The organism is Ferrimonas kyonanensis DSM 18153 (assembly GCF_000425405.1).
In the GTDB taxonomy this organism is placed as follows: Bacteria; Pseudomonadota; Gammaproteobacteria; order Enterobacterales; family Shewanellaceae; genus Ferrimonas; species Ferrimonas kyonanensis.
This window is the reverse complement of sequence record NZ_KE384370.1, coordinates 9,714-33,206: the sequence shown is the minus strand read 5'-3', so window position 1 is coordinate 33,206 and position 23,493 is coordinate 9,714. Positions and strand designations below refer to the sequence as shown.

The 23,493-nt window shown below is 56.2% G+C and carries 19 protein-coding genes; 12 read left to right on the top strand and 7 right to left on the bottom strand.

Features of this window, described 5'->3' with window-relative positions:
- Positions 1-125: 125 nt before the first annotated feature.
- The 8 genes from H598_RS0121975 (at position 126) to H598_RS0121940 (ending at position 6,921) form a co-directional block, all read left to right on the top strand.
- Positions 126-923, top strand: a complete 798-nt coding sequence (locus H598_RS0121975; RefSeq protein ID WP_169629337.1) for a FliM/FliN family flagellar motor switch protein — start codon at positions 126-128, stop codon at positions 921-923.
- Position 924: 1 nt separating this feature from the next.
- A complete protein-coding gene (locus H598_RS0121970) occupies positions 925-1,281 on the top strand; it encodes a FliM/FliN family flagellar motor switch protein (RefSeq protein ID WP_028114931.1) in 357 nt (118 codons plus the stop codon).
- Between the two features lies 1 nt (position 1,282).
- The gene (gene fliP, locus H598_RS0121965) at positions 1,283-2,011 is read left to right on the top strand and encodes a flagellar type III secretion system pore protein FliP (RefSeq protein ID WP_051252954.1); all 729 of its coding nucleotides are present in this window, start codon (positions 1,283-1,285) and stop codon (positions 2,009-2,011) included.
- Between the two features lie 3 nt (positions 2,012-2,014).
- A complete protein-coding gene (locus H598_RS0121960) occupies positions 2,015-2,284 on the top strand; it encodes a flagellar biosynthetic protein FliQ (RefSeq protein ID WP_028114929.1) in 270 nt (89 codons plus the stop codon).
- A 2-nt stretch (positions 2,285-2,286) separates the two neighbouring features.
- Entirely contained in the window at positions 2,287-3,066 is a 780-nt protein-coding gene (fliR, locus tag H598_RS0121955; protein WP_028114928.1) for a flagellar biosynthetic protein FliR, read from the top strand.
- Entirely contained in the window at positions 3,063-4,196 is a 1,134-nt protein-coding gene (locus tag H598_RS0121950; RefSeq protein WP_028114927.1) for an EscU/YscU/HrcU family type III secretion system export apparatus switch protein, read from the top strand. Before fliR ends, H598_RS0121950 begins: the two co-directional genes overlap by 4 nt.
- A 10-nt stretch (positions 4,197-4,206) precedes the next feature.
- Positions 4,207-6,294 carry a flagellar biosynthesis protein FlhA gene (gene flhA, locus H598_RS0121945; protein WP_028114926.1) on the top strand — a complete coding sequence of 696 codons (2,088 nt, stop codon included), beginning with the start codon at positions 4,207-4,209 and terminating at the stop codon, positions 6,292-6,294.
- A 99-nt stretch (positions 6,295-6,393) separates the two neighbouring features.
- Complete coding sequence (locus H598_RS0121940) at positions 6,394-6,921, top strand: NUDIX hydrolase (RefSeq protein WP_028114925.1); 528 nt, start codon at positions 6,394-6,396, stop codon at positions 6,919-6,921.
- Between the two features lie 6 nt (positions 6,922-6,927).
- Here H598_RS0121940 and H598_RS0121935 read toward each other — a convergent pair whose 3' ends face one another.
- The 5 genes from H598_RS0121935 to H598_RS0121915 all read right to left on the bottom strand — a co-directional run bounded on the left by H598_RS0121935 (position 6,928) and on the right by H598_RS0121915 (position 13,563).
- Positions 6,928-8,109 carry a CaiB/BaiF CoA transferase family protein gene (locus tag H598_RS0121935; protein WP_028114924.1) on the bottom strand — a complete coding sequence of 394 codons (1,182 nt, stop codon included), beginning with the start codon at positions 8,107-8,109 and terminating at the stop codon, positions 6,928-6,930.
- Positions 8,109-9,257 carry an acyl-CoA dehydrogenase family protein gene (locus H598_RS0121930; RefSeq protein ID WP_028114923.1) on the bottom strand — a complete coding sequence of 383 codons (1,149 nt, stop codon included), beginning with the start codon at positions 9,255-9,257 and terminating at the stop codon, positions 8,109-8,111. The genes H598_RS0121935 and H598_RS0121930 overlap by 1 nt, the downstream gene beginning before the upstream one ends.
- Before the next feature lie 16 nt (positions 9,258-9,273).
- Complete coding sequence (locus tag H598_RS0121925; RefSeq protein ID WP_028114922.1) at positions 9,274-11,406, bottom strand: 3-hydroxyacyl-CoA dehydrogenase NAD-binding domain-containing protein; 2,133 nt, start codon at positions 11,404-11,406, stop codon at positions 9,274-9,276.
- Positions 11,407-11,418: 12 nt separating this feature from the next.
- Complete coding sequence (locus H598_RS0121920; RefSeq protein ID WP_028114921.1) at positions 11,419-12,627, bottom strand: acetyl-CoA C-acetyltransferase; 1,209 nt, start codon at positions 12,625-12,627, stop codon at positions 11,419-11,421.
- Between the two features lie 243 nt (positions 12,628-12,870).
- Complete coding sequence (locus H598_RS0121915; RefSeq protein WP_028114920.1) at positions 12,871-13,563, bottom strand: TetR/AcrR family transcriptional regulator; 693 nt, start codon at positions 13,561-13,563, stop codon at positions 12,871-12,873.
- Positions 13,564-14,312: 749 nt separating this feature from the next.
- Between H598_RS0121915 and H598_RS0121910 the strand changes: the two genes are divergently transcribed.
- From H598_RS0121910 to H598_RS0121895, 4 genes are all read left to right on the top strand, one after another.
- On the top strand, positions 14,313-16,352 hold the full coding sequence (locus tag H598_RS0121910; protein ID WP_028114919.1) for a hypothetical protein: 2,040 nt from the start codon (positions 14,313-14,315) through the stop codon (positions 16,350-16,352).
- Positions 16,353-16,791: 439 nt separating this feature from the next.
- Positions 16,792-17,376 (top strand): helix-turn-helix transcriptional regulator, encoded by a 585-nt coding sequence (locus H598_RS25835; protein WP_051252953.1) that lies wholly within the window; start codon positions 16,792-16,794, stop codon positions 17,374-17,376.
- 133 nt (positions 17,377-17,509) lie between these two features.
- Entirely contained in the window at positions 17,510-19,585 is a 2,076-nt protein-coding gene (locus tag H598_RS0121900) for a hypothetical protein (protein WP_156897149.1), read from the top strand.
- A gap of 365 nt (positions 19,586-19,950) precedes the next feature.
- A complete protein-coding gene (locus H598_RS0121895) occupies positions 19,951-21,867 on the top strand; it encodes an Ig-like domain-containing protein (RefSeq protein WP_169629335.1) in 1,917 nt (638 codons plus the stop codon).
- Between the two features lie 167 nt (positions 21,868-22,034).
- Here the strand turns inward: H598_RS0121895 and bamJ are convergent, their stop codons facing one another.
- Together bamJ and H598_RS0121885 are read right to left on the bottom strand one after the other, a co-directional pair.
- Complete coding sequence (bamJ, locus tag H598_RS0121890) at positions 22,035-22,484, bottom strand: BamJ family beta-barrel-assembly machinery protein (protein ID WP_211227346.1); 450 nt, start codon at positions 22,482-22,484, stop codon at positions 22,035-22,037.
- Between the two features lie 81 nt (positions 22,485-22,565).
- Positions 22,566-23,198 carry a methyltransferase domain-containing protein gene (locus H598_RS0121885; RefSeq protein ID WP_211227344.1) on the bottom strand — a complete coding sequence of 211 codons (633 nt, stop codon included), beginning with the start codon at positions 23,196-23,198 and terminating at the stop codon, positions 22,566-22,568.
- Positions 23,199-23,493 lie beyond the last annotated feature (295 nt).

Genomic DNA, 23,493 nt, shown 5'->3' with positions numbered 1-23,493 from the left:
AACTATTTTATCCAGCTTATAAAACGAATTCGAGTTCAAAAAATAGACGCGAAATGATGAAAACAACCGCTAAAGCAAAACTTCTTCCTGTTTCCTCAAAACAGTCGGTCAGGCCCGTTGTTTTAGTGCAGGAAAAACTCGCTCGCAGTCGCCTTTTGCGTCAGCTCGAGCAGGGGCACAGCCAGATGCTGGATGCCATATTGCAGATTTTCAAACCCCTGATGCGCCAGGGGCAAGCGACGCCCAGCAACATCAGTCTGGAGCAAAGTCCCGAGGATCCGGCCACCGGCACCGGCTATTTTGTGCTGTCGCTGGGCCGAACCCCTCTGGCCTGGTTGGCCATCGACCGCTGCACCCTGGATCAACTGGCCAGCAGCTACTACGGTGGCTCCAGTCAGAGGCTGGTCAGCCCGATGCGGGCCATCAGTCACTCGGAACTGAGGTTGGCGCACCGCATCGTCACCGCAGCGCTGGAAACCCTACCTAAGACCAAACTCAATCTGAATCAGGTGGAGCTGGAAACCATTCCTACCCTGAGTGGATTGCAGGCACCGGTATGCTGGCAGTTCGGTTGGCCATCCAGTCACCCGTTTGAGCCGATTCGGCTGTACGTGTCCGACGCCCTGCTCGGCTCCCTGGCGGAGAAGCCGTCCGAACACCAGGTTCCAGAAGATCTCAAGCAGCGGGTTCAGCAGCGACTGACCCAGATACCGGTCAAGGCCCGAGTTGAATTAGCCCGGCAAGCGGTGCCGGTCAGTGTGCTCAACGCCCTGTCTCAGGGGGACATCCTGCCGATTCACATGCACGCCCGCTGTCCGGTCACCATTGGTGGCCGTCCCCAATTTTACGCCAGTGTCCATGCCCACGAAGGCAAGTTGGTAGCCAAGCTAAACCAGGACGCCCACAAACCAGAGGAGTATTAACGTGGTTGAAGACACCCTGCTCGATGAAGATTTGCTGTTGGACGATCTGCTGGACGACAGCCCGCAACCGATGACCCCGGAGTCCCAGCCGCGGCCAAAGCGCGACATGGGCTTTTTCCAGCAACTGCCGGTTCAGGTCACCCTGGAGCTGGCCAGTGCCGAGATGTCGCTGGGGGAACTCACCACCCTGGGCGAAGGCGACGTGATTACCCTGGATCGGATGGTCGGTGAGCCTCTGGATCTGCGGGTTAACGGTGCCCTGCTTGGCCGCGGTGAAGTGGTTGAGGTAAACGGACGCTACGGTGTGCGATTACTGGACGTAGAAAACACCCAATTAGCAGGAAGTCATGACGGCTAAGATGACCCGTTGGCTGCCGCTGCTGGCGCTGCTGTTGTGGCCAGTGGTCGGCCATACCGAAGGCCTGACACTGCTGACACTGGACGACGGCAGCCAGAGCCAGGCAATCAACATCAAGCTGGAAATTCTGGCTCTGATGACCGCCATCAGTCTGCTGCCGGCGCTGCTGCTGATGGCCACCAGTTTTACCCGCATCATCATCGTCCTGGCGGTACTCCGCCAGGCATTGGGGCTGCAGCAGAGTCCGCCCAACAAGGTGTTACTGGGCATCGCCCTGATACTGACGCTGTTCATCATGCGCCCCGTGGGAGAGACCATCTACGCCGAGGCGGTTCAGCCCTACGACAGTGGCGCCATCACCTTGGTGGAAGCGGCCCAACGGGCCGAAGTGCCACTGCGCGGCTTTATGCTGAGTCAGACTCGGGAAACCGACCTGGAACAGATGCTGAGAATTTCCGGCGAATCGCTGGACCTCAGCGCGGATCAAGTGCCGTTTCTGGTGTTGATGCCGGCCTTTGTACTCAGTGAACTCAAGACCGCGTTTCAGATCGGTTTTCTGCTGTTCCTGCCGTTTCTGGTGATCGACTTGGTGGTCGCCAGCGTGCTGATGTCCATGGGGATGATGATGCTGTCACCACTGATCATCTCTCTGCCCTTTAAATTGATGGTGTTTGTTATGGTGGATGGCTGGGCCATGACCGTATCCACCCTGGCCGCCAGTTTCGGATAGCCCATGGATACTCAGGTTCTCAGTACCCTTTTCGCCGACTCCATCGCCCTAGTGGTCAACATGGTCGCCGTGCTAATTCTGCCCGGTTTAGGGCTGGGCGTGCTCATCGCCGTATTTCAGGCCGCCACCCAGGTTAATGAACAAACCCTGAGCTTTTTGCCCAAACTGATCATGACCCTGCTGATGGTATTGTATGCCGGACACTGGCTGCTGCAGCAGATAACGGATCTGTTTCAGCGTTTGTTCAATGACATCCCCTACCTGATAGGTTAGACGTGCTGAGCCTTACCAGCGCCGAACTGGGCAGCCTGCTGGGCCACATCTGGTGGCCGTTCTGCCGCATCATGGGCGCGTTCCTGATGCTCCCTATGTTCTCCAGTGCCCACATCAATGCCCGCACCAAGATTCTGTTTGCGCTGTTGCTGTCGGTGGTCATGGCGCCCATGGTGCCCACCCCGCCGGCGCTGGACGCCCTGTCGGTCACGGCGGTGTTAGTGGCCGCCGAGCAGGTGCTGACCGGCATGCTGATGGCGTTTCCACTGTTGCTGCTGCTGCATGTTCTGACCACCTTAGGGGGCATCGTCTCGATGCAGATGGGCCTGTCCATGGCCATCATGAATGACCCGGTCAACGGCACCAGCCAGGCGATCATCAGCCAATGGTTGCTGCTGTATGCGATCCTGATGTTTCTGTCCCTCGAGGGGCATCTGGTGGCTTTGGGCATACTGGTGGACAGCTTTCGGTTATGGCCGGTGGGCAGCGGCATTTTCACCCTGCCGCTGCAGGAACTGTCGCTGCGGTTCGCCTGGATGTTCGCCTCGGCATTGGCGCTGGCGCTGCCGGCGGTCTGTGCCATGTTGCTGGTCAACCTGACCTTTGGCGTACTCAGCCGCGCCGCCCCCAGCCTGAACGTATTTGCCCTGGGTTTCCCGATGTCGATGATGATGGGGCTGGTGTGCATGCTGCTGGTATTCAGTGGCCTGCCGGAGTTGTACAGCGCCCTGGCCACCGACGCGCTTAAGGCGATGCTGACCTTTGTCGGAGGCACCCCATGAGCGATCAGCAGGGCGCCGGTGACAAGACCGAACAACCCACGGCCAACCGACTTAAAAAGGCCCGCGAACAGGGCCAGGTGGCCCGCTCCAAAGATTTTGCCAGCGCCATTTTGCTGGTGGTGTCGGCGGCCATTCTCGACGCCAGCAGCGATCATCTGGCCCAGCATATGCTGAGCATCGCCAGCAATAATTTTGCCCTCTCCGGCGCCGACCTCAGGCAACCAGGCATGATGCTGCAACACCTTGGACTGGCGGTGGTATTGCTGCTGCAGATGCTGATTCCGGTGCTGGCAGGCATCTATCTGCTGACCGCCGTGGCCGCGGCCATGCCGGAAGGACCACTACTGAATCTGGGTAATGCCGGTTTCAAGCTCAGCCGCATCAGCCTGATCGCCGGATTTGGTCGGCTGTTCTCGGTCAACTCCCTGGCCGAACTGGGCAAGTCGATCCTCAAGGTGACTCTGGTGGTCACCACCATGCTGGTGTACCTCAACCAGGTGTGGGAGACCCTGCCGCTGCTGGCGCGCCAGCCATTGCCCCTGGCACTGGAACGGGGGGCTCAGACGCTGATTTCCGGCCTGTACTGGCTCGGCGGCGCCGTGGCCATTGTCGGTGCCATCGACCTGCCGTACCAGGCCTGGAGCCATCGTCGCAAGCTGAAGATGAGCAAGCAGGAGGTCAAAGATGAACACAAGCAACAAGACGGCAAGCCCGAGGTCAAGGCGCGCATCCGTCAACTGCAGCAAAAGATGGCCCGAGGCCGGGCGGAAGTGGCCCTGCCCAAGGCCGATGTCCTGCTGATCAACCCCAGCCACTACGCGGTGGCGCTCAAGTACGAGCCGGACAAGGCCGACGCCCCCTATGTGCTGGCCAAGGGAGTGGATGAGGTGGCGCTGTACATGCGCTCGCTGGCGCCGAAATACGATCTGGAGGTGGTGTCACTGCCACCGCTGACCCGGGCCATCTACTACTCCACCCAGATTGAGCAGCAGATTCCGGCCCCCTTGTATCAGGCCATCGCCCACGTACTGAGCTACGTGCTGCAACTGAAAGCATTCCGCAAAGGTGCCCAGGCCAAGCCGGCACCCTTGCCCCATTTCCATATCCCCGACCATCTGCGTCACGATTGAGGATCCATTGATGAACCGGCTGTTACAGGCATTCAAAGACAATCAGAGCTTTATCGGCATTCCGCTGATGCTGCTCGCCATTTTGGCAATGGTGATCTTGCCGCTGCCACCCTGGCTGCTGGACATCATGTTCACCTTCAACATCATTCTCGCCATCCTGGTGTTGTTGGTGTCGGTGTCGATTCGACGGCCGCTGGAATTTTCGGTGTTCCCGACCCTGCTGCTGCTGGCCACCCTGATGAGGCTGACCCTCAACGTCGCCTCTACCCGGGTGGTGTTGATTGAAGGCCACCAGGGCGGTGACGCCGCCGGTAAGGTGATTCAGGCCTTTGGTGAAGTGGTCATCGGCGGTAACTACGTGGTCGGCGCGGTGGTGTTCCTGATTCTGATGATCATCAACTTCGTGGTGATCACCAAGGGGGGAGAGCGGATCTCGGAGGTGTCTGCCCGCTTTACCTTGGACGCCCTGCCCGGCAAGCAGATGGCCATCGACGCCGATCTCAATGCCGGAACCCTGACTCAGGATCAGGCCCGCAAGCGTCGGCAGGAGGTCGCCAGAGAAGCCGATTTCTATGGCGCCATGGACGGAGCCTCGAAGTTTGTCCGTGGCGATGCCATCGCCGGCATCCTGATCCTGGCCATCAACATCATCGGCGGTATCTGCATCGGCATCTTCATGTACGATCTCAGTGCCGCCGAGGCCTTTAAAACCTATGCCCTGTTGACCATCGGTGATGGTCTGGTGGCCCAGATCCCGTCACTGCTGCTGGCCACCGCCGCCGCCATCATTGTCACCCGGGTCTCCGACGCCGAAGAGATGCCCAAGCAGCTGTCCCGACAGTTGTTGGCACAGCCACGGGTACTGGCGACTGCCGCCGGAGTGATGACCATATTGGGCCTGGTGCCCGGCATGCCCACCCTGGTGTTCCTTTGCTTTGCCGCGGTCATCGGCTTTGTGGCGTTCCGCCAGACCCAACTGGCTCCGGCCGCGCCACTGGATGAGGTCAAAGAGAAAGCGGATCAGGTGATCAACGAGCCCAGCCAACCCAGCTGGGAGGCGCTGCCTTACACCGACGTCATCGAACTCAGCGTCGGCTACCGGTTGGTGCATCTGGTGGATCGCAGCAAAGGCGCCGAGCTTATTAAGCGACTGACCGGAATTCGCCGCACCCTGTCGGAACAGGCGGGATTCCTGCTGCCAGAAGTGCGGGTTCGCGACAACCTGTCGTTGCCACCCAACGGCTACCAGATCAGCATTCTCGGTACCCCTCAGGCCCAGTCAGAGCTGCAGCCAGAGCGGCTGTTGGCGATTCAGAGCGGGCCGGTGTACGGCAGCATCGAAGGGGTGATCACCAAAGATCCCGCCTATCAGATGGACGCCACCTGGATTGAACCCAATGACAAGGCCCGAGCCCTCAACCTGGGCTACTCGGTGGTGGACCACGCCACCATCATCGCCACTCATGCCAGCAAGATCATTCGTGAGGCGCTGCCGGAGATGCTGCAGCACGACGACATCACTCACTTGAATGAGCGTCTGGCCAGCCAGGCACCGAAACTGGCCGAGTCCCTGTCCACCGCCCTGACCCCGGTGCAGCAGCTGAAAACCTTCCGACTGCTATTGAGGGAACAGGTGTCGCTCAAGGACATCCGCACCATTGGCACCACCCTGCTCGAGAGCAGCGATGCCACCAAGGATCCGGTCTTGCTGGCCGCCGATGTTCGCTGTGCCATCAAGCACAACCTGGTGCACCAGATCGCCGGCGATGCCACCCGCCTCAACGTCATTACCCTGGCACCTGAGTTGGAGCAGGTACTGCTGGGCGCCCTCAACCAGGCCCAGCAAGCCGGCCAGGTATCGCTGGACAGCTTCCCGGTGGATCCGCAGGTGCTGGCCAAGCTGCAACAGGCGATGCCCGAACATCTGGCGGCGGCCCGCCACAACGGTCAGCCACCGCTGCTGTTGGTGGCACCTCAACTGCGACCGCTGCTGGGTCGCTATGCCCTGGCCTTTGCCCGGGGCCTGACGGTGCTCTCCTACAATGAGATTCCGGAAAACCGTGAGCTGGAGATCGCCGCCCAGCTCGCCGGTCAGTAACCACTTACCTTGGGTTAGCGCCTGCGGGCGCCGACCCTCTGGCAACCCGCCCGCAGATTCCGTACAATCGCCGCTCTCGTTTCAGGACCCGGATACCCCATGCAACTTCTCCAGCGCACCCTTCACCCCGATGCCGTCGAAAACGGCAGCGAATTCCTGCGCACCGCGGTGCGGGCGATCATTCGCCAACAGGACGAAATTCTGCTGCTGTACACCGAACGCTACGACGACTACAGCCTGCCTGGCGGCGGTGTCGATGACGGCGAAGCCCTGGATATTGCCCTGATTCGGGAGGTGGAGGAGGAAACCGGCGCCACCAATATCGCCATTCTCGGCAGCATCGGTACCTTTGAGGAGCTGCGCCCCTGGTACAAGAAGGACTACGACAACATGCGCATGCTGTCCCACTGCTTTGAGTGCAGCGCCGACCGGCAGTTGGGCCCCACCCGGCTGGAGCACTACGAGCAAGCCAATGGCATGAGGCCGGTGTGGGTCAAGCTGAACGACGCCATCGCCCATAACCACCGGGTCATGGCCAGTAGCGACAAACAAGGGATGTCCATCGCCCGGGAAACCTGGTTGCTGGAATACATCGCCGCCGGCAACCTGGACCACCGAGTTGCCTGACCGGCCTCAGTCACTCTGCAGGGCCACCCCAGATGCCAGCAGGGCCTGAACCGCTTCCGGGGTCAACCCGGCCTCCAGTAACACCGCCTTGGTGTGTTGACCCAGCACCGCCCCGGCCTGCGGCTGGCCTTGGCTTTGTCGGAACTTAACCGGCATCGCCACCTGCAGCAACTCCTGCCCAGCCACGGCCACCGGTGTTAGCATGTTCCGCGCCTGATACTGGGGATGCGCCGCCGCCTCGCTAACGGTCAGCACCGGCTCACAGCAGCAATCGACGTCGGCAAACACCCGGCGCCAATGATCGAAACTGTGCTCGGCAAAACAGGCGGCGATGTCCTGCTTCAGCGCCTGCTGCTGGCCAGGAGGCGCCGCCGCCCTGGTGAGCCACTGCGGCCGCCCTAAGGCATGAAAGAACTCTTTGGCAAATTGCGGCTCCAACCCACCCACCGCAAAATAGCGGTCATCGGCGGTGCGGTAATAATCGTAAAAACCGCCACCATTAAGCATCTCCTGTCCCGGCCCGGGGGCCTCGCCACTGGCCAACGCACCGGCGCCATAGAGGGCGTTCATCGCCAGGGCACCATCGGCCATGGCCACATCCAGGTGTTGGCCTTCACCACTGACACCCCGGCCCAGCAGCGCCGCCAGAATGGCGACCACCGCCTGCTGAGATCCCCCGGCCAGGTCCGCTACCTGGGTGCCTGACAACACCGGGCCGGTGTCCAGGCGGCCGCTGTAACTGGCCAGCCCAGACAAAGCCAGGTAGTTGATGTCGTGACCGGCCTTCGCCTGCATCGGCCCATGTTGGCCATAGCCGGTGATGGAGCAGTAGATCAGCTGCGGATTGATCGCCTTCAGGCGCTCATACCCCAACCCCAACCGCTCCATGACACCGGGGCGAAACTGCTCCACCACCACATCGTATTGCCCCACCAGGGTATGCACCGCTTCGATGGCCTCGGGCGATTTCAAATCCAGAGCCACGCTGTGCTTGTTACGATTCATCGTCAGGTGGGCCGCCGATCGCCCGGCCACCATCGGCGCCATGCTGCGCAGCAGGTCCGGACGAGTCGGTGACTCAATTCGGGTCACCTGCGCCCCCATATCCGCCAGCATCATGGTGGCAAACGGGCCGGGCAACAGGGTAGAGAAATCCAGCACTCGTATCCCGGTCAGCGGCCCTTTCATTACCCTTGCTCCAGCATCTGGCGGGCGATGATCAGCTTCATCACCTCGCTGGTACCGGCGTAGATCCGCTGAACCCGGGCATCGGCCCAGGCGCGAGCCACCGGGTATTCCCACATGTAGCCGTAGCCTCCGTGCAACTGCAGGCACTCGTCGATCACCTGACCTTGCAACTCGGTGGTAAGCAACTTGGCTTCGGCGGCCATGGCTGCATCCAGCTTACCCTCAAGGTGCAATTCGACGCAGCGGTCCACAAACACTCGAGTGGCATCGACCCGGGTTTTGCACTCCGCCAGTTTGAACTGGGTATTTTGAAACGCGGCGATGGGTTTGCCGAAGGCCTTGCGATCCGACACATACTGTACCGTTTGTTCCAGAATCGATTCGGTGTTACTGATGGCGTTGGTGGCCACGGACAAGCGCTCCTGCGGCAACTCCTGCATCAGGTACACAAACCCCTGCCCCTCGGCGCCCAGCAGGTTTTGAGCCGGCACCCGCACATCCTCAAAGAACAGCTCGGAGGTATCCTGGGCTTTCATGCCGACCTTTTCCAGGTTTGAGCCTCGACTGTAGCCATCACGACTGGCTTCCACCAAAAACAGGCTGATGCCCCGGGCGCCGGCACTCTTGTCGGTCTTGGCCACCACGATCACCAGATCCGCATGTTGACCATTGGTAATGAAGGTCTTGGAACCATTGATGATCCAGTCATCGCCGTCGCGGACCGCGGTGGTCTTCACCCCCTGAAGATCCGAGCCGGTTCCCGGCTCGGTCATGGCGATGGCGGTCACCAGCTCGCCACTGATGCAGCCGGGCAGATACCGTTGTTTCTGCTCTTCGGTTCCGTAGTTGAGAATGTAGGGCACGGCAATGTCGGAGTGCAGTCCCCAGCCGATGCCGGAAGCGCCGGCGCGGGCGATCTCCTCGTTGATGATGACGTTGTAGCGAAAATCGACTTCGACGCCGCCATAGGCCTCCGGCAGCGTCGGGCACAGGAAGCCCTGCTCACCGGCCTTATTCCACAAGGCTCGGTCGACGCAGCCGTCCTTCTCCCACTGGGCATGGAAGGGGGTAATCTCGGTCTCAATAAAGCGGCGTACGCTATCGCGAAACAGCTCTTGATCACTGTCAAACAGGGTTCTTGGAAACATGCATCACTCCTTGATATCAGTATTGTTGATTGGCATCGGCACGCGCTCTGAGCGAGTCCGGCACCAGGAACCGGTCACCGTAACACTCGGCCAGTTCATCGGCCCTGGCAACGAAACGACCAAGGCCATATTGATTGATAAACTGCAGCGCACCGCCGGTCCAGGCCGGATAACCAATACCAAAAATCGAGCCGATGTTGGCGTCCCCACTGCTGGTCAGCACCTGCTCCTCGTAACAGCGGGCGGTTTCTATGGCCATGATGAACAACAGCCGATCTTTGATCTCCTGCAGTGGTAATTGCGCCTGGGGACGATAAAACTGCGCCTTGAGCCCTGACCACAACCGTTTTTTGCCCTCGGGCGGATAATCGTAGAACCCCTGACCCGCCAGCTTGCCGGGCCGCTCCAGCTCGATCATTCGGTCGATGGTGGCGTCACCGGCCTTTGGCAACTGAGTGATGCCCTCATCGGCCAGATCGGCTATGGTCTGGTTACGAATTTTCTCCATCAAGGTCAGGCTGACCTCATCGGAGACCGCCAGCGGCCCCACCGGAAAGCCACACAGGAAAGCCGCGTTCTCAACGGCCGCCGCCGACACCCCTTCTCCCAGCATGGCGATGCCTTCGTTAGTGAAGGTGCCAAACACTCGAGAGGTGAAAAAGCCTCGACTGTCATTGACCACGATGGGGATTTTCCCCAGTTGCAACACAAAATCGTAGGCCTTGGCCAACGTCGCCGAGTCCGTTTGCTCACCGCAAATGATCTCCACCAGCGGCATCTTGTCCACCGGGGAGAAGAAATGCAGGCCGATAAACTGCCCCGGTCGCTCTGACGCCTCAGCCAGGCCGGTGATGGGTAGGGTCGAGGTGTTGGAGGCAAATACCGCCTCCTGAGGCAGATGCCGCTCCGCTTCCTGGGTGACGCGAGCCTTGAGCTGTCGCTGCTCAAACACCGCCTCAATCACCAGTTCACACCCCCCGAGATCCGCCGCCTGCTCGCTGGGGTGAATACGCGCCAGTGTCTGGGCTTGCTGCTCTGCGGTAATGCGGCCTCGCTGTAGTTGCTTGGCCAACAGGGCCTCTGAATAGGCTTTGCCTTTGTGGGCATTGGCCAGGCTCACGTCCTTGAGCACCACCTCGATGCCGCGACTGGCAGCCGCATAGGCGATGCCGGCCCCCATCATGCCGGCGCCCAGCACCCCCAGCTTACTGACCGTTGCGGCCTCAATGCCGTCGGGACGGCTGGCTCCGGCCTTGATGTCGTTAAGCTGAAACCAGAAGGTGTTGATGAGATTCTTGGCCACCTGGCTGGTCACCAGCGACACAAAATAACGGGATTCGATGCGACAGGCGGTGTCAAAATCCACCTGAGCGCCTTCTACCATGGCGGACAGTATTGCTTCCGGCGCCGGCAACACCCCCTTGGTCTTTAGCTTGAGCATGGCCGGAGCCACCGCCAGCATCTGAGCCAACTTGGGTGAATTGGGGTGACCTCCCGGAAGGCGGTAGCCCTTGACGTCCCAGGGCTGGCAACTCTGCTCATTGGCTTGAATAAAGGCGCTAGCCTGTGCCAGCATCGCCTGCTCACCATCGGCCAGTTCGTGCAACAATCCCGCTTTAAGCGCTTTTTCGGCGCCAAACTGTTTGCCTTCGGTGAGCAATGGCATCGCCGCCTGCAAACCAAACAGGCGCACGGTACGGGCAATGCCACCGCCACCGGGCAACAGCCCCAGAGTCACCTCGGGCAACCCCAGCTTCACCGACTTATGCCTGAGGGCGATGCGATGGTGACAGGCCAGTGCCACCTCCCAGCCGCCGCCCAATGCGGCGCCGTTGATGCAGGCCACCACGGGTTTTCCGCCGGTTTCCAGCGCTCGCAAGCTGGCCTTGATGGACTCGACCATGGCAAAAAACGGCTGGCTGGTCTCAGCGGTAACCTCGGCAATCTTGCCCAGGTCGCCACCGGCAAAAAACGTCGATTTGGCCGAGCGGACAATGATTCCGCAATAGGTCATCTGTTGCAGTTGAACCACCGCCTGGGCCAGATCGGCGGCAAACTGCTCATCCATCAAATTGGCCGAAGCCCCCTGGCGATCCAGAATCAAGTGGGCAATGCCATTGTGGTCTTGCTCAATACGTAAGCTGTTCATGGTTTGGCTCCCTTAAACCCGTTCGATGATGGTGGCAATGCCCATGCCGCCGCCGACACAAAGTGTGGCCAGGCCGCGTTTCAGGTCGCGGGCTTCCAGCTCATCCAGTAAGGTACCCAAGATCATGGCGCCAGTGGCCCCCAACGGGTGGCCCATGGCGATGGCACCGCCATTGACGTTGACCTTGTCATCGCCAATGTTCATCTCCCGCTGGAACCGCATCACCACCGAGGCAAACGCTTCGTTAACCTCAAACAGGTCGATGTCCTCAACATTGAGATTGGCCAGCGACAACGCCTTTTGGGCCGCAGGGGCCGGCCCGGTCAACATGATGGTGGCGTCGGTGCCGACCACGGCAGTGGCGACAATGCGGGCCCTGGGGGTCAGTTGGTAACGCTTACCCATGGCGTCGCTGCCGATCAGCACCAGGGCGGCGCCGTCGACAATGCCGGAGGAATTAGCCGCAGTATGCAGGTGGTGAATTCGCTCCACCTGAGGGTATTTCTCCCGTACCACCGCATCAAAGCCCATCTCACCCACCGCCTGGAACGACGGCGTTAATCCCGCCAGGGTCTCGAGACTGCAATCCGGCCGAATAAACTCGTCCTGCGCCAGCACGGTAAAGCCATTTTGGTCCATCACCGGCACCACCGAGCGATTAAAGGCACCCCGCTGCCAGGCCGCTGCCGCCCGCTGATGCGACCGCACCGCAAAGGCATCCACCTGCTCACGGCTGAAACCTTCCAAGGTGGCAATCAGATCGGCGCCAATGCCCTGAGGCATAAACCCGGTCTTCAGATTGGTGTGCGGATCGTTGGCCCAGGCACCGCCGTCGGACGCCATCGGCACTCTGGACATGGACTCGACACCACCGGCAATCACCAGTTGCTCCCAACCAGAGCGCACCTTCATGGCCGCCATGTTGACCGCCTCCAGGCCGGAGGCACAGAATCGATTCAGGGTGACGCCACCAATATCATCGTCCCAGCCCGCAGCCAGCGCCGCGGTCTTGGCAATGTCGGCGCCCTGATCGCCCACGGCGGTGACGCAGCCCAGAACGATGTCGTCCACGTCCTGAGTCTGAAAGCCGTGGCGACGCTGCAACTCATGCAGCAATCCCACCAGCAGCGAGATGGGCTTAATTTCGTGCAGGCTGCCATTGGCTTTGCCCCGTCCCCTTGGGGTACGTATGGCATCGAACAGGTAGGCGTCTTGAGTCATGAGCAATCCTTGCAATAACGGAAGTCTCACCACTCTATGAAAAAACACCTGGGGGATGAATGACCATTTCGGTCAACAGCAGTGACAAAAATCGGCAGCGGCGCAACTGGCGCTTGCAAGAAAGCAGGTCAACGTTAAATGACCCGGGTAGTGATTTTCTGGCAACGAAAGAGACGAAAAACAGCGACCGGTACGCCCACCCCACTCCAACAACCAGTTCCCGTTGTCACCGAATAGCGGTGATTACCAAAGTTCTGAAACGGACTGCTCGACTTCGGAGCGCAATGCCAACAATATGAGTCTCTTATCTGCCCTGCCCTCTTCGCCCTGCCAATCCAGTTGATCCAGCGTATGACAACACAGACTGACTAGGTCTTCGATTTTAAATACCTCTTGGGGAATAAATACATGATTGGAGATCACCATGCCGCCCCGACCAATGATGGTCATCTGTCTCAGCACTTGATAAAGCAGATCTTCGTCGGCTTTGACCTTGCCGTTCTCAACCAGATCCGAAAATTGCTTCCTTATTTTTACCGACGACATGTCAAAAATATGCTGGAATTTTTCCCTAGTCTCCGGCCTAGCCTGATCAAACATTGCCTTATTGGTCCCGATAAGATCCAGTGATGCACTGTCTGGGTAGAACTGCCTCAAGTAGAATTGGTAGCAATGAAAACAAACAATCTTCTCTTTTGCCGACAGTTCCATCCTGCTAAATTTATACATGGATTCGGCGAGTGTTTCTATTACCGAACTGAACAAATAAACCAGCAAATCATCTTTAGATGCGAAGGTACGATATAGGGTACCTGCGGTTACCTCCACCTCTTTAGCAAGCTCATTCATCGAGAACTGCAAATAGCCCTGTTCTCTGATCAGTCTCATGGCGGCTTTGGCAATCTTGACCTTTCTTATCTGAGCTTTATTAAACATATTAACGTCCAGTGTTGCGTTCTAATACCGTTCGGAGCACCGCCCCGTCATTCGCATGGCTTCACTATAACACTGAACTTGGCTACCGCTAACTGGGCCCATAATGGTCAAAACTCCACCCGCCCCTAATTTAAAAACCCCAAGCAACATCCTAAGTGAATGTTCTTAAAGGTTTTATTGCTATTTCCAAGCCAAGCGTATGTCGCCTCTAAAAATGGAGAAACTCTCCACTTCGAAACAATGCAGCGTCTGTGTCAAACCACAGTTAGCGACCTTTGTCACGCTGTGTGCCCCGGCCCTGAAAGAATCCATCAGTTGAGCCGATGCAATTGCGACTCTCATCACATCAGCGTGGCACTGTTATCACCTTAATGAGTTTTGCGAATGCCACTCCTAAATCATCTTTACATTTTCCCTACAATGGCAACCATCCAATACCGTTAGAGGAGGAAAGTGATGCAATCAGAATTAGACTGGATCTGTTTTAGTACACATCATGACCACCTCTCTATCCCGATGCTATTGGCGATGGCTCAATATATCGAGATATAACAACCGTTAACGAATAATGTCAATACAAAACAAAAACTAAGCTCATAATTTAAAAAAAACAACACGCTTAGCTTCCATGAAGTTAAATTGGGCAACTTCCAACCAAGGATGAATATTCAAGTTCAAACCTGTTGGCCACTGATAACTACAACTATTACAACAATGCCAAAAACCATTTTGGCAACAATGGAGCGTCGATGATGATCAAAAAAAGAAAGGCACTGCCTGGCCTATTCGCATTAATACTTGCCGGTTGTGGCTCTGATAACTCTACACCTGCCACACCTGACCCAGGGCCGGGCCCAACTCCGGATAACCCGGCTTGGGAATATGTTGAGAGCGGTAAAATGGAGCTCAATACCAATGGATTAAAAGGCCATATCAATGTGACTTTTGACTACATGAACGAGCAGGTCTGGAAGTGGATCCGAGGCATTACTAAGGATTCTGACAATTTCTGCTTGACCTTGCCAGATAATGTAACTCAGCCGTGCAACACCGATGTCAATGGCGACGGATTTGTCAATGCGCTCGATGCAAACCTTGCGGGCATCGTTAATCAACAGACAGACATATCTCGAGTCTCGGCTGAAGAGATCCACCGAGTATTGTCAACGAACCCTGATGGTTTAGGCGCCGGTACCGCAAGACCAGACATCTTCAAAGAGGGAAGCTACTCTGTTTTTGACCTACTACGCTATATGGTCGCCACTCGTGACGACCTGAAGTTCATCGGTGAGATCACCACACCTGACGACTCTGAGTACAATACGCATGAATTTACCTTAGCCTATGACCGAAACGGAAATGGCAGCTTTAGCGATGAGGGAGAGGAATCGAGTAACTGGCACTTTAGATTCACTCAAAGCATGGGCAAGGCCGGGTTGTACCGAGACCACAGTGGAGAAATTCCGTTCAATCGAATGGATATGTTCCTGATAAAAGAGGAGCAGCGCATTCGCTTCATTGACGCCTCTTCATCCTTCAAGGCCCGGCTGAAACACCTTTGGAAGAGCGAAGCTGACCGGCTGGCCTCGAACAATGGCAAAGTCATTGTAGACAGCATTGGCTGGAGCGACGATCCAGAAAACCCCATTGCCACCAATTTTGAAGTCAAGGCACACAACCTTAGGAATGACGTGTTCCAAGAGGGCGTGATTACCAACATGGACGTGTTTTTAACCCTGGCTGATAGGGGACACGACTTCAGGCTCACCTGGTGGCCAACCCTGGAGACTGGCGCTATTGTTAATTCCTTCGCCTTATCCCGAGCCCCGGTTTTGGGTAAGACCGTCGGCCTGCGTTCCTTCGTCACTACAACTACTGTCCTGAACGAGTTCGGCAATGACATCTTCTTCTCAGACCGTATGCCTGGAGTCTGCAACTTTGATGCGGTTACGGGTCGCTCCGATACCATCAACACCCCAGTGCCAATGACAGATTGCGTGCGAGATTTCTGGAGTGCATTTGGCATCGGCGGCTATTTCGGAAACATCAACAACGATCTGTGGCTGATGCCTTTTGGTGCCGAAAATGTAGTGTTGTCGAAACAAGATCTAAATAATGCCGGATACCATAGCCTCGGAACCAAGATCGATAGCTTTTCGAAAAACGAAACCATCCAGTGGGATTACAACTGGCGTCATAATGCGCTGGTGGAAAAAGGCGTTAAGACAGGCTTCATTGACTCTGACATTGTCACCTTGCGCACCCTAACTCCGGCAACTGAAGAAAGCCAGCATGGCAAGGCTCCACTGTTGAACGAAAACCACTTTGGCTGGAAAGTGGCTGACTGCACCCTATGCCATAACGAAGAGGCAGCGCCTCAGGGGCATGGAGGCTACTCCTGGCCTGTGAATGCGGCCGACGGATTCGATGAAATCCAGCCCTACTACTGTTCCACTTGCCACGGCAACAATGGGGCTCCAGAGGCCCACGGGCGAGAAGCCCGCTGCTTCTGGTGCCACTCGGAAGACATGTTACCCAAAAATCATGGTCCAGCCAGCACTCGCAAACTGCTGAAGCATGAAGATAACTGGATTAATACAGTTACCACGCGTCGCAAAGCAGGAGATGACAACAATATGTATGGATTCTCCGACAACCATAGTGAAGTCCTGGAAGGAGACGAAAAAGGCTACGGTGATCGCTGGGTATCTTCAAACAATGATTATGATTTCACCAAGAAATTCCCAGACCCATTCTCCTGTGGTACCTGCCACCAGGATAAGCAGTAATTAACGCCAGATAGCACGGTAATAAAGCCCCTTACCCGGGGCTTTTTTAGCAAAGGATGATTCAACTCACTGCCGCTCTCTCCGGTCTAACCGAACGTCGCGATTGTAATTTTTGCCGGTACGGCAATGCTTGCGCAGGCGCAATGATGAAGTCATGGCTTCCATTAAGTTGTCTGTTCCGACTCAGCAATCAAAAGATGGAGAGGCTCTCCACTTAAAAGAAAGATTCCGACTGTGACAACACACATTCAGTGATCACAATCACGCCACACCCCATCGCCAGGTAAAAATCGCACCACACACAACCCAAAAGCAAGACGACGATCACACTCAAAAGGCTCTGTTATCGACTCAATGAGTTTTGCGAATGGCCCTCCGAAATCGATTTTATGCTTTTCCTACAATGGCAACCATCGCATACCGCTAACGGAGGACAGTCATGCAATCAGAATTGGGCTGGGTATTTTTCAGTACAGGTAATGAGCATCTCTCCAGCCCGGCGCGGGTAATAGAGATTCAATTAAATGAGATAGAACAATCACGAGTGACCGCCATTTCGGTGTCCGACCATAAGCTGAGAAAAGCCGGTGCCGGAATTATCCTTGGGCTTAAAGACTGCCTGAAAGGATCCGATCGAATCACCATAGGCGGACACACATCACCGGTTAAATCCTACTCTGTTTTTTCGTCTGAGTCGTCCATGCCGGTCGGGTTCATTGTCATCATCTCGAACAAGAATCAATGCCAAAAACTTGAACAGTTTTCGACTCTCTCGGCATTACGCCTGCTGCGTAACACCATCCTTAAAAGCAGCCGCCCAGAGGGCGATTCCAGCGAGTTAAAACTGAAAACGCTTCAAGTCGTGAAAATGACCGCGCTAGGCCTGAATGCCAGTGAGATCGCCGATGTATTGCATCTAACCAATCGAGGTGTCGATTATCACCTGTCTCTGGCCAAGCAAAAAATTGGCGCCATAAACAAGCCCAACCTAATCTTCGAGGCCAGAAATCTTGGCTGGGTCTAACCCTGCCAGAGAAACTTCCCAGTAAGTTAGGTGACACGTTCATTGACGAACACCAAGGCAACAGCCGCAACCATTTTGTCACCTTGATCAAATCCATAAAAAGAGCCACTCAGGCTCTGAATCTTAATGAGTAATGCAACAGGAAAAGCAAATGATGAGAAGCCGGTATAGTTTATTACCAGCCTTGCTATGTGTTGGCCTAGCAGGCTGTGGTTCGGATGACTCCTCCACTCCCAACGTGCCAGAACCCCCAGTCGATAAACCGGTCAATGAGGCTTGGAACTACATCGAAACTCCGCCCTCCGAAGACTTTAACTCACCAAAGCTGGCTGGGAAATTCGACGTTTTCTTTGGAGAAAGTGAAGAAAAAGTCATCCAGTACATTAACGAAGGATCGGCACTCGCCCAACAGGGCGACATGAGTTATGACCTGAACGGCGATGGCTGGATTAACCGTTGGGATTCCTCTGCCGCAGGCGCTCGAGTGGAGCTTGGGCTTGAGGTCAGTACCTTGGGCAGTGAAATTGACCGCGTGTTAAAGACCAACCCCGATGGTCTTGGAGCCGGTACGGCTCGTCCCGATATTTTCGTAGAGGGGCACTACTCCGTCTTCGATCTGCTGCGCTATTTCGTCGCCACCCGCAGCGATCTGCGCTTTGACAACGTCATTAAGCCAGAAGAGTCTGACTATAAGACTCACGAATTCACCCTCTCCTGGGATGAAAATGGCGACGGTGACTTCACCAATGACGGCGTACATTCAAACAGCGATCTGTGGCACTTCCAACTGATGGCTTCCAATGGCGACAACAAAGATTACGTCGGTGGACTTACCTTCCACATGTACAGCCGCATGGATGAATATTGGCTTAAAACCGGTGACGTAGTTCGCTTCCTGCCGACCTCAGAAGCGATGAAAGGACGTCGCACCCTGGCATGGAAACACGAAATCGACAAAAAGGCCCAAAATGGCGGTAAAGTCATTGCCGATGCACTGCGCCTGATAGTCGACGATCACCCGGACGCCGCTCCGGGCGACAGTGGCATCATCGCCACTCAAATCGAAGTGCGCCCATTCAACTTGCGCAGTGACGTATTTCAGCCTGGGGTGATCACTGGCATGGATTACTTCCTCAGCGCCGCTGCTGACTACAATATTGATCTTGGATTCAGCTTTTGGCCAACCTTAAGCACAGGCGTTCCTTTCAATAGCTTTGTTTTGTCTAAAGGCCCGCTGGGCCAGGGTGGCGGTTTCGGTAACTGGTTTGGGCGCCTCATTCAAAACCCGGGCAGCATGATGGGAGACTTCAGCACCAACCCCAACTGCATGCACATGAACGACCAAGGTGGGCCATCTGCCGCCATTGGCGGAACCGGGATGTGGACCCAAGGTCAGGCTGAATGCGATCGTTGGTTCAACCAGCACAACGGCAGCGGCGGTTATATGACTAATACCGACCACTACACTACCGTAAACAACTACGGCGTCGATTTCCTGTTTCTGGGCTTCCAGCAGATCATCGGCAACGAACTGGATGCCGATAAGCAATTGCAGGTGTTTGTCGACAAAGACAAGTTGCTGCGCAGCGATTTTGGTAACTACGATATCAACTCGTGCAAAGGTGGAAAGTGCGATACTGCGGTACTTCGAACCCTAATTCCAGCAACAGACTCCAACCCGGTGGGCAAAGCCCCAGTGCTAGATTCAACCCACTTTGGCTGGAAAATTGCTGATTGTACCCAGTGCCACAACGAGCAACGCGATCCAAATGGCCACGGCGGCGCCTCCTGGCCGGTGAATGCAGCCGATGGTTTTGATGTGCAACAGCCGCACTACTGTGCTACCTGCCATGGCAGCAATGGCGCGACTCCTCGTCACGATCAGGAAACCCGATGCAGCTTCTGCCACAACGCCAAAAATGACTCCAGCCAGGACTATGCTCCGGTGATGCCTAATCATGGCGAAGCCAGTGCCCAGTTCCTGTTGCAGCCCGATGACAACCGCAGTAACCACGACACCGTTTCCTACTATATGGGGGAGCCCCATTACGAGACTGGACAACACTACGTGCCTCGCGCTCCGACGGCGCTCGATGGCGAAATTGAGTTATTTGGCCCGTTATGGGTACCCCACAACAATGCTTACAGCCTAAGTAAGAGTTTCCCTGGTACTTACTCCTGCATGACCTGTCACCAGGCCAAGCAGTAACCCAATACAAACCACCTCATATGCAGGTGGTTTTTTCTTTTCAGACCGACCATCGTGACAGTGATCGGTCCAAGCCAACGATTCTGCTCCATAGTCCGCGACAGAGACACGGTGTAATTAGATGGAGAGCTTCTCCACTTTTTCACTTCACTCACCGACTAACCGTCAGAAAATCGTGACGAGCATCCATCATTATGCGCATAACGGTGAAGTGTTTTCGTCGCCTCCGGGTGTATGTGAACGAAATGTCACATCTCCACCCCAACCTTTAATGACCCTTCTGATCTCTGTCAGCCCGCTCACTCAACCCAATCCAGCTTCCATCGTACGATCTCATTGAAAAAATAATGACAAAGGACAACAAAATGATGATGAAACGAACTACACCTCTCATGCTGGCACTATCAGTGGGCCTGGTTGGTTGCGGCAGTGATGATGACAACACACTGATACCGCTTCCCGACAACCGCGCTCCTATCGCCCAGCCCGATTATGTCTCAGTCAATCGCGGCGATACCGTTATCATCGACGCCCTGGCCAACGACTCCGACTCCAACGGCGACACCCTGAGTCTGGTGTCCAGTGACCTGTCCATCACCGACGATGGCAAGTTGAGCTTCAGTGCCGCAGCCGACGCGCCGCTGGGTGAGTCCAGCTTCAGTTACACCATTTCCGACGGAGAGCTGCAGGCAACGGGGACCGTCTACATCACCATAGAAAGTGGCCAAACTGAACCCACTGAAGCGACCTTCGTGACCGCCAAGACCTGTAAGAGCTGCCACTCCAGTCACTATAACGATTGGCAGCCTACCAAACACGCCCAGGATTACCGTCGCCTCTATACCCAGGAAAACAAAACCATCGAGGCGATCATCCCGGAACTGGACTGGGGCACCGAAGCGGATCCAAAGCACCACACCATGTATGGCAAACCCAACTATCGCTTCTCCACCTATAAAGGGGCGGACGGTAAGTACTACGCCGAGCTTCACGATGCCATCAACACCGACGAGTCTGTGGTGTACCGTATTGACGGCATATCCAGCACCACCTCCAAGCAATTCGTCAGCTACGACTTTCCCTCCGACGACGATCCCAACGTGGAAAGCAGTTATGGCCGGATGATGCCCTTTGCCTGGTTTAACGACGGCAACGTCGCCCGGTTCACCTCCTTTTACACTACCAGCTCCTACTGGCATCAGGATGGCAGCTTGGTTAAAGAGGGGGATATTGTTAACTCGGCCTTTGTCGGCCCCATCGAACAGCGTGAAGAACTCAAAAAGATGAGCTGGGACAACCAGTGCTTCACCTGTCACACCACCGGCGGCAAGATTGAGAAATGGGACGTCAGCGAAAAGTACACCATGCTGGCTGCCCACACCAACTCTAAGGACTCCGATGCGGTAGAAGATGGCATCAGCTGCGAACGCTGCCACAACGAGGGCTCCCTTCACGCCACCAGCATGAGTGGCGACGACATCACCAACCCCGCAAAAATGAGTTTCCAGCAATCGGTAGATTCGTGTGCGCAGTGTCACCAGATGGCCAAGCATCCAGATATCTACCACTACTCTCAGCCCTACCTGCCTGAGTTCGATGAAGACGGAAACATCACCACCAACCCCGGAAAGCACTACCGGACTGGCGATGACCTGAGCCTGTTCACCGAGGTGGATACTCAAGGCGTGTTCCTTGGCACCGACTACCCCAAGGGGCAGAAGAATCAGGTGGCCACCTACATGACCTCCAAGCACTTCGAGATGCAGATCGACTGTGTGACCTGTCATGACCCTCACGCCATGGGCATGCAGAAACAGGGGGATGCCCTGTGCACTCAATGCCACCAGGATCGTGGCGCCAACCACACCCTGCCAATCCACGACATGGTCGGGGTCTCCTGCGTCGACTGTCACTTCGTCGCCACCGAATCGGTTGCCACCCGCTGGAGCAACGACAACCACAGCTTCGATGCCATCAGCCCGGCAGAGTCTCTGGCCAACTTCGACGCCCTGGCGCCCTACTCACGCGGCAAAGGCTCCGATCCGATGATGACCAAGTGGTGGGGTTACATTCAAGCCATGGGCGGCGCCAATGGACCTTGTTACAGCGACGGGATCTATCGCGTAAGCCAGGTGTGTGATTTCTTCGATGTTCTGCCCAATGCCTGCAGCAACTGTCACGACGACGAATACCCTAAGCCTGGAGTATTTGACGACACTGAACGTGCCAAGCTGATTGAAGGCACAGAGCGCTATCAGCGCTTCCTGGATCAGCAGAAGTAACACCTAGACACCTGCCTAATTGACAGGGTAATCCAGGGCACCGGCAACGACCGGTGCCCTTTTTGTCTCTTCAGCCTTAAAGCTCCCGCCCATTAGTCGATCTAGCTCTGGTCCAGCAGACACAAAAAAGGCGCCGTGAGGCGCCCTGTTGCAGACTGGGTGCGTGGTTATTTTATCGCCAGCAACTCCACATCGAAGATCAGCAGCGAACCCGGCTGAATGGCACCGGCACTGCGATTGCCATAACCAAGCTTGGCCGGAATGTACAAACGAGTCTTTTCACCGACCACCATGTATTGCAGGCCCTCAGTCCAGCCCGGAATCACCTGCGTCAGTTTAAACTCGATCGGCTCCCCTCGCTCCACTGAACTGTCAAACACGGTGCCGTCCAGCAAGGTACCGTGATAGTGGACCCTTACCTTACTGCTGGCGCTGGGGTGCTCGGTGCCGGTTCCGGGCTGCAACACCTTATATTGCAGTCCGGAAGCGGTAGTTTGCACCCCTTCCTCTGAGGCATTCTGCGCCAGAAACTCATCACCCAGTCGAATGTTCTCCGGCGCCACCTTGGCGTTATTCATGTTCTTAAAGACAAAGTAACCCACCAACAGCACAACCATGGCAATGATCAGAATTTTAGACACGGAATATCCCCGTTTTCAGAAAGTTGTCTGAATGGTAGCAAGCATCGATCCCCCAGCTCAAGAATCCGCGCTGCGATCTTGGTTAATTCTGTTTCGTGGCCCCATGGCCACCATCGACTTATTCAGGCCACAGAAACGCTCCACCTGCAGCTCCGCCTCTGGGAACAGCGTCTGCAACATTTTCCGGTTGAGCAAACGGGCACTTTCCACCGTTTGTACCGCCTCGGCCACAGTCTCGGCCCGAGGCCAGTTACCCAAAGCAAATTGCTGTACCAACGCGATACGAGCCGGCTTCGGCAGCCAATGAAAAAATGGTGTGACACAGTGGGGTTCGACGGGAAACCAGTAGTTGGGGGTCTGCACGAAATAACGCTCACCGACTCGAGTCACCTCCCGGGCAAAACGGACCATGTTGGCCCAGTCCCCGACATGCTCCACCACCGAGTTGGAATGCACCACATGGAAACTATTGCGCTCGAATTGGTGCAGATCGCAGCCGTCCGCCACGACGAACCGAAACCGATCATGATTCTCAGGCTTATCCTGCTGAGGCAGATTGGACAAGGTCAGGCAGACCCGATTCCGCTCAAGAAATTCGTCGGGCAGCACCTGCCAGTACTCCTCCATGCCACCGACATCCAGAATCCTCACCTCATCGTGTCGCCGTGACAGTTGCTCAATCAACGTCATCAGTGGCTGCAGGCGCTTTAATCGGAGTCTGGCCCCAAAGCAATCACGATTTTCATAATTGGTCAGGTTACGTGCTATTACCCGGGTCAACGACACATCTGCTCCTCACAACCCCTGCGGCCGCCTGCAATGGAATATCAAAGCATAGACCTTGGGTAGCCTAACACCTCAAAAATAGCGGAAACGCAGGCCTGAATATCGTCGTTGTTGCGCAGGCGAGAATCCCGCGCCTTTCCCAGGGTCAAAACCCAAGCCGCTGGGCCCTCGCGTGCGCAAGGGCGACGGTGCTAATGGG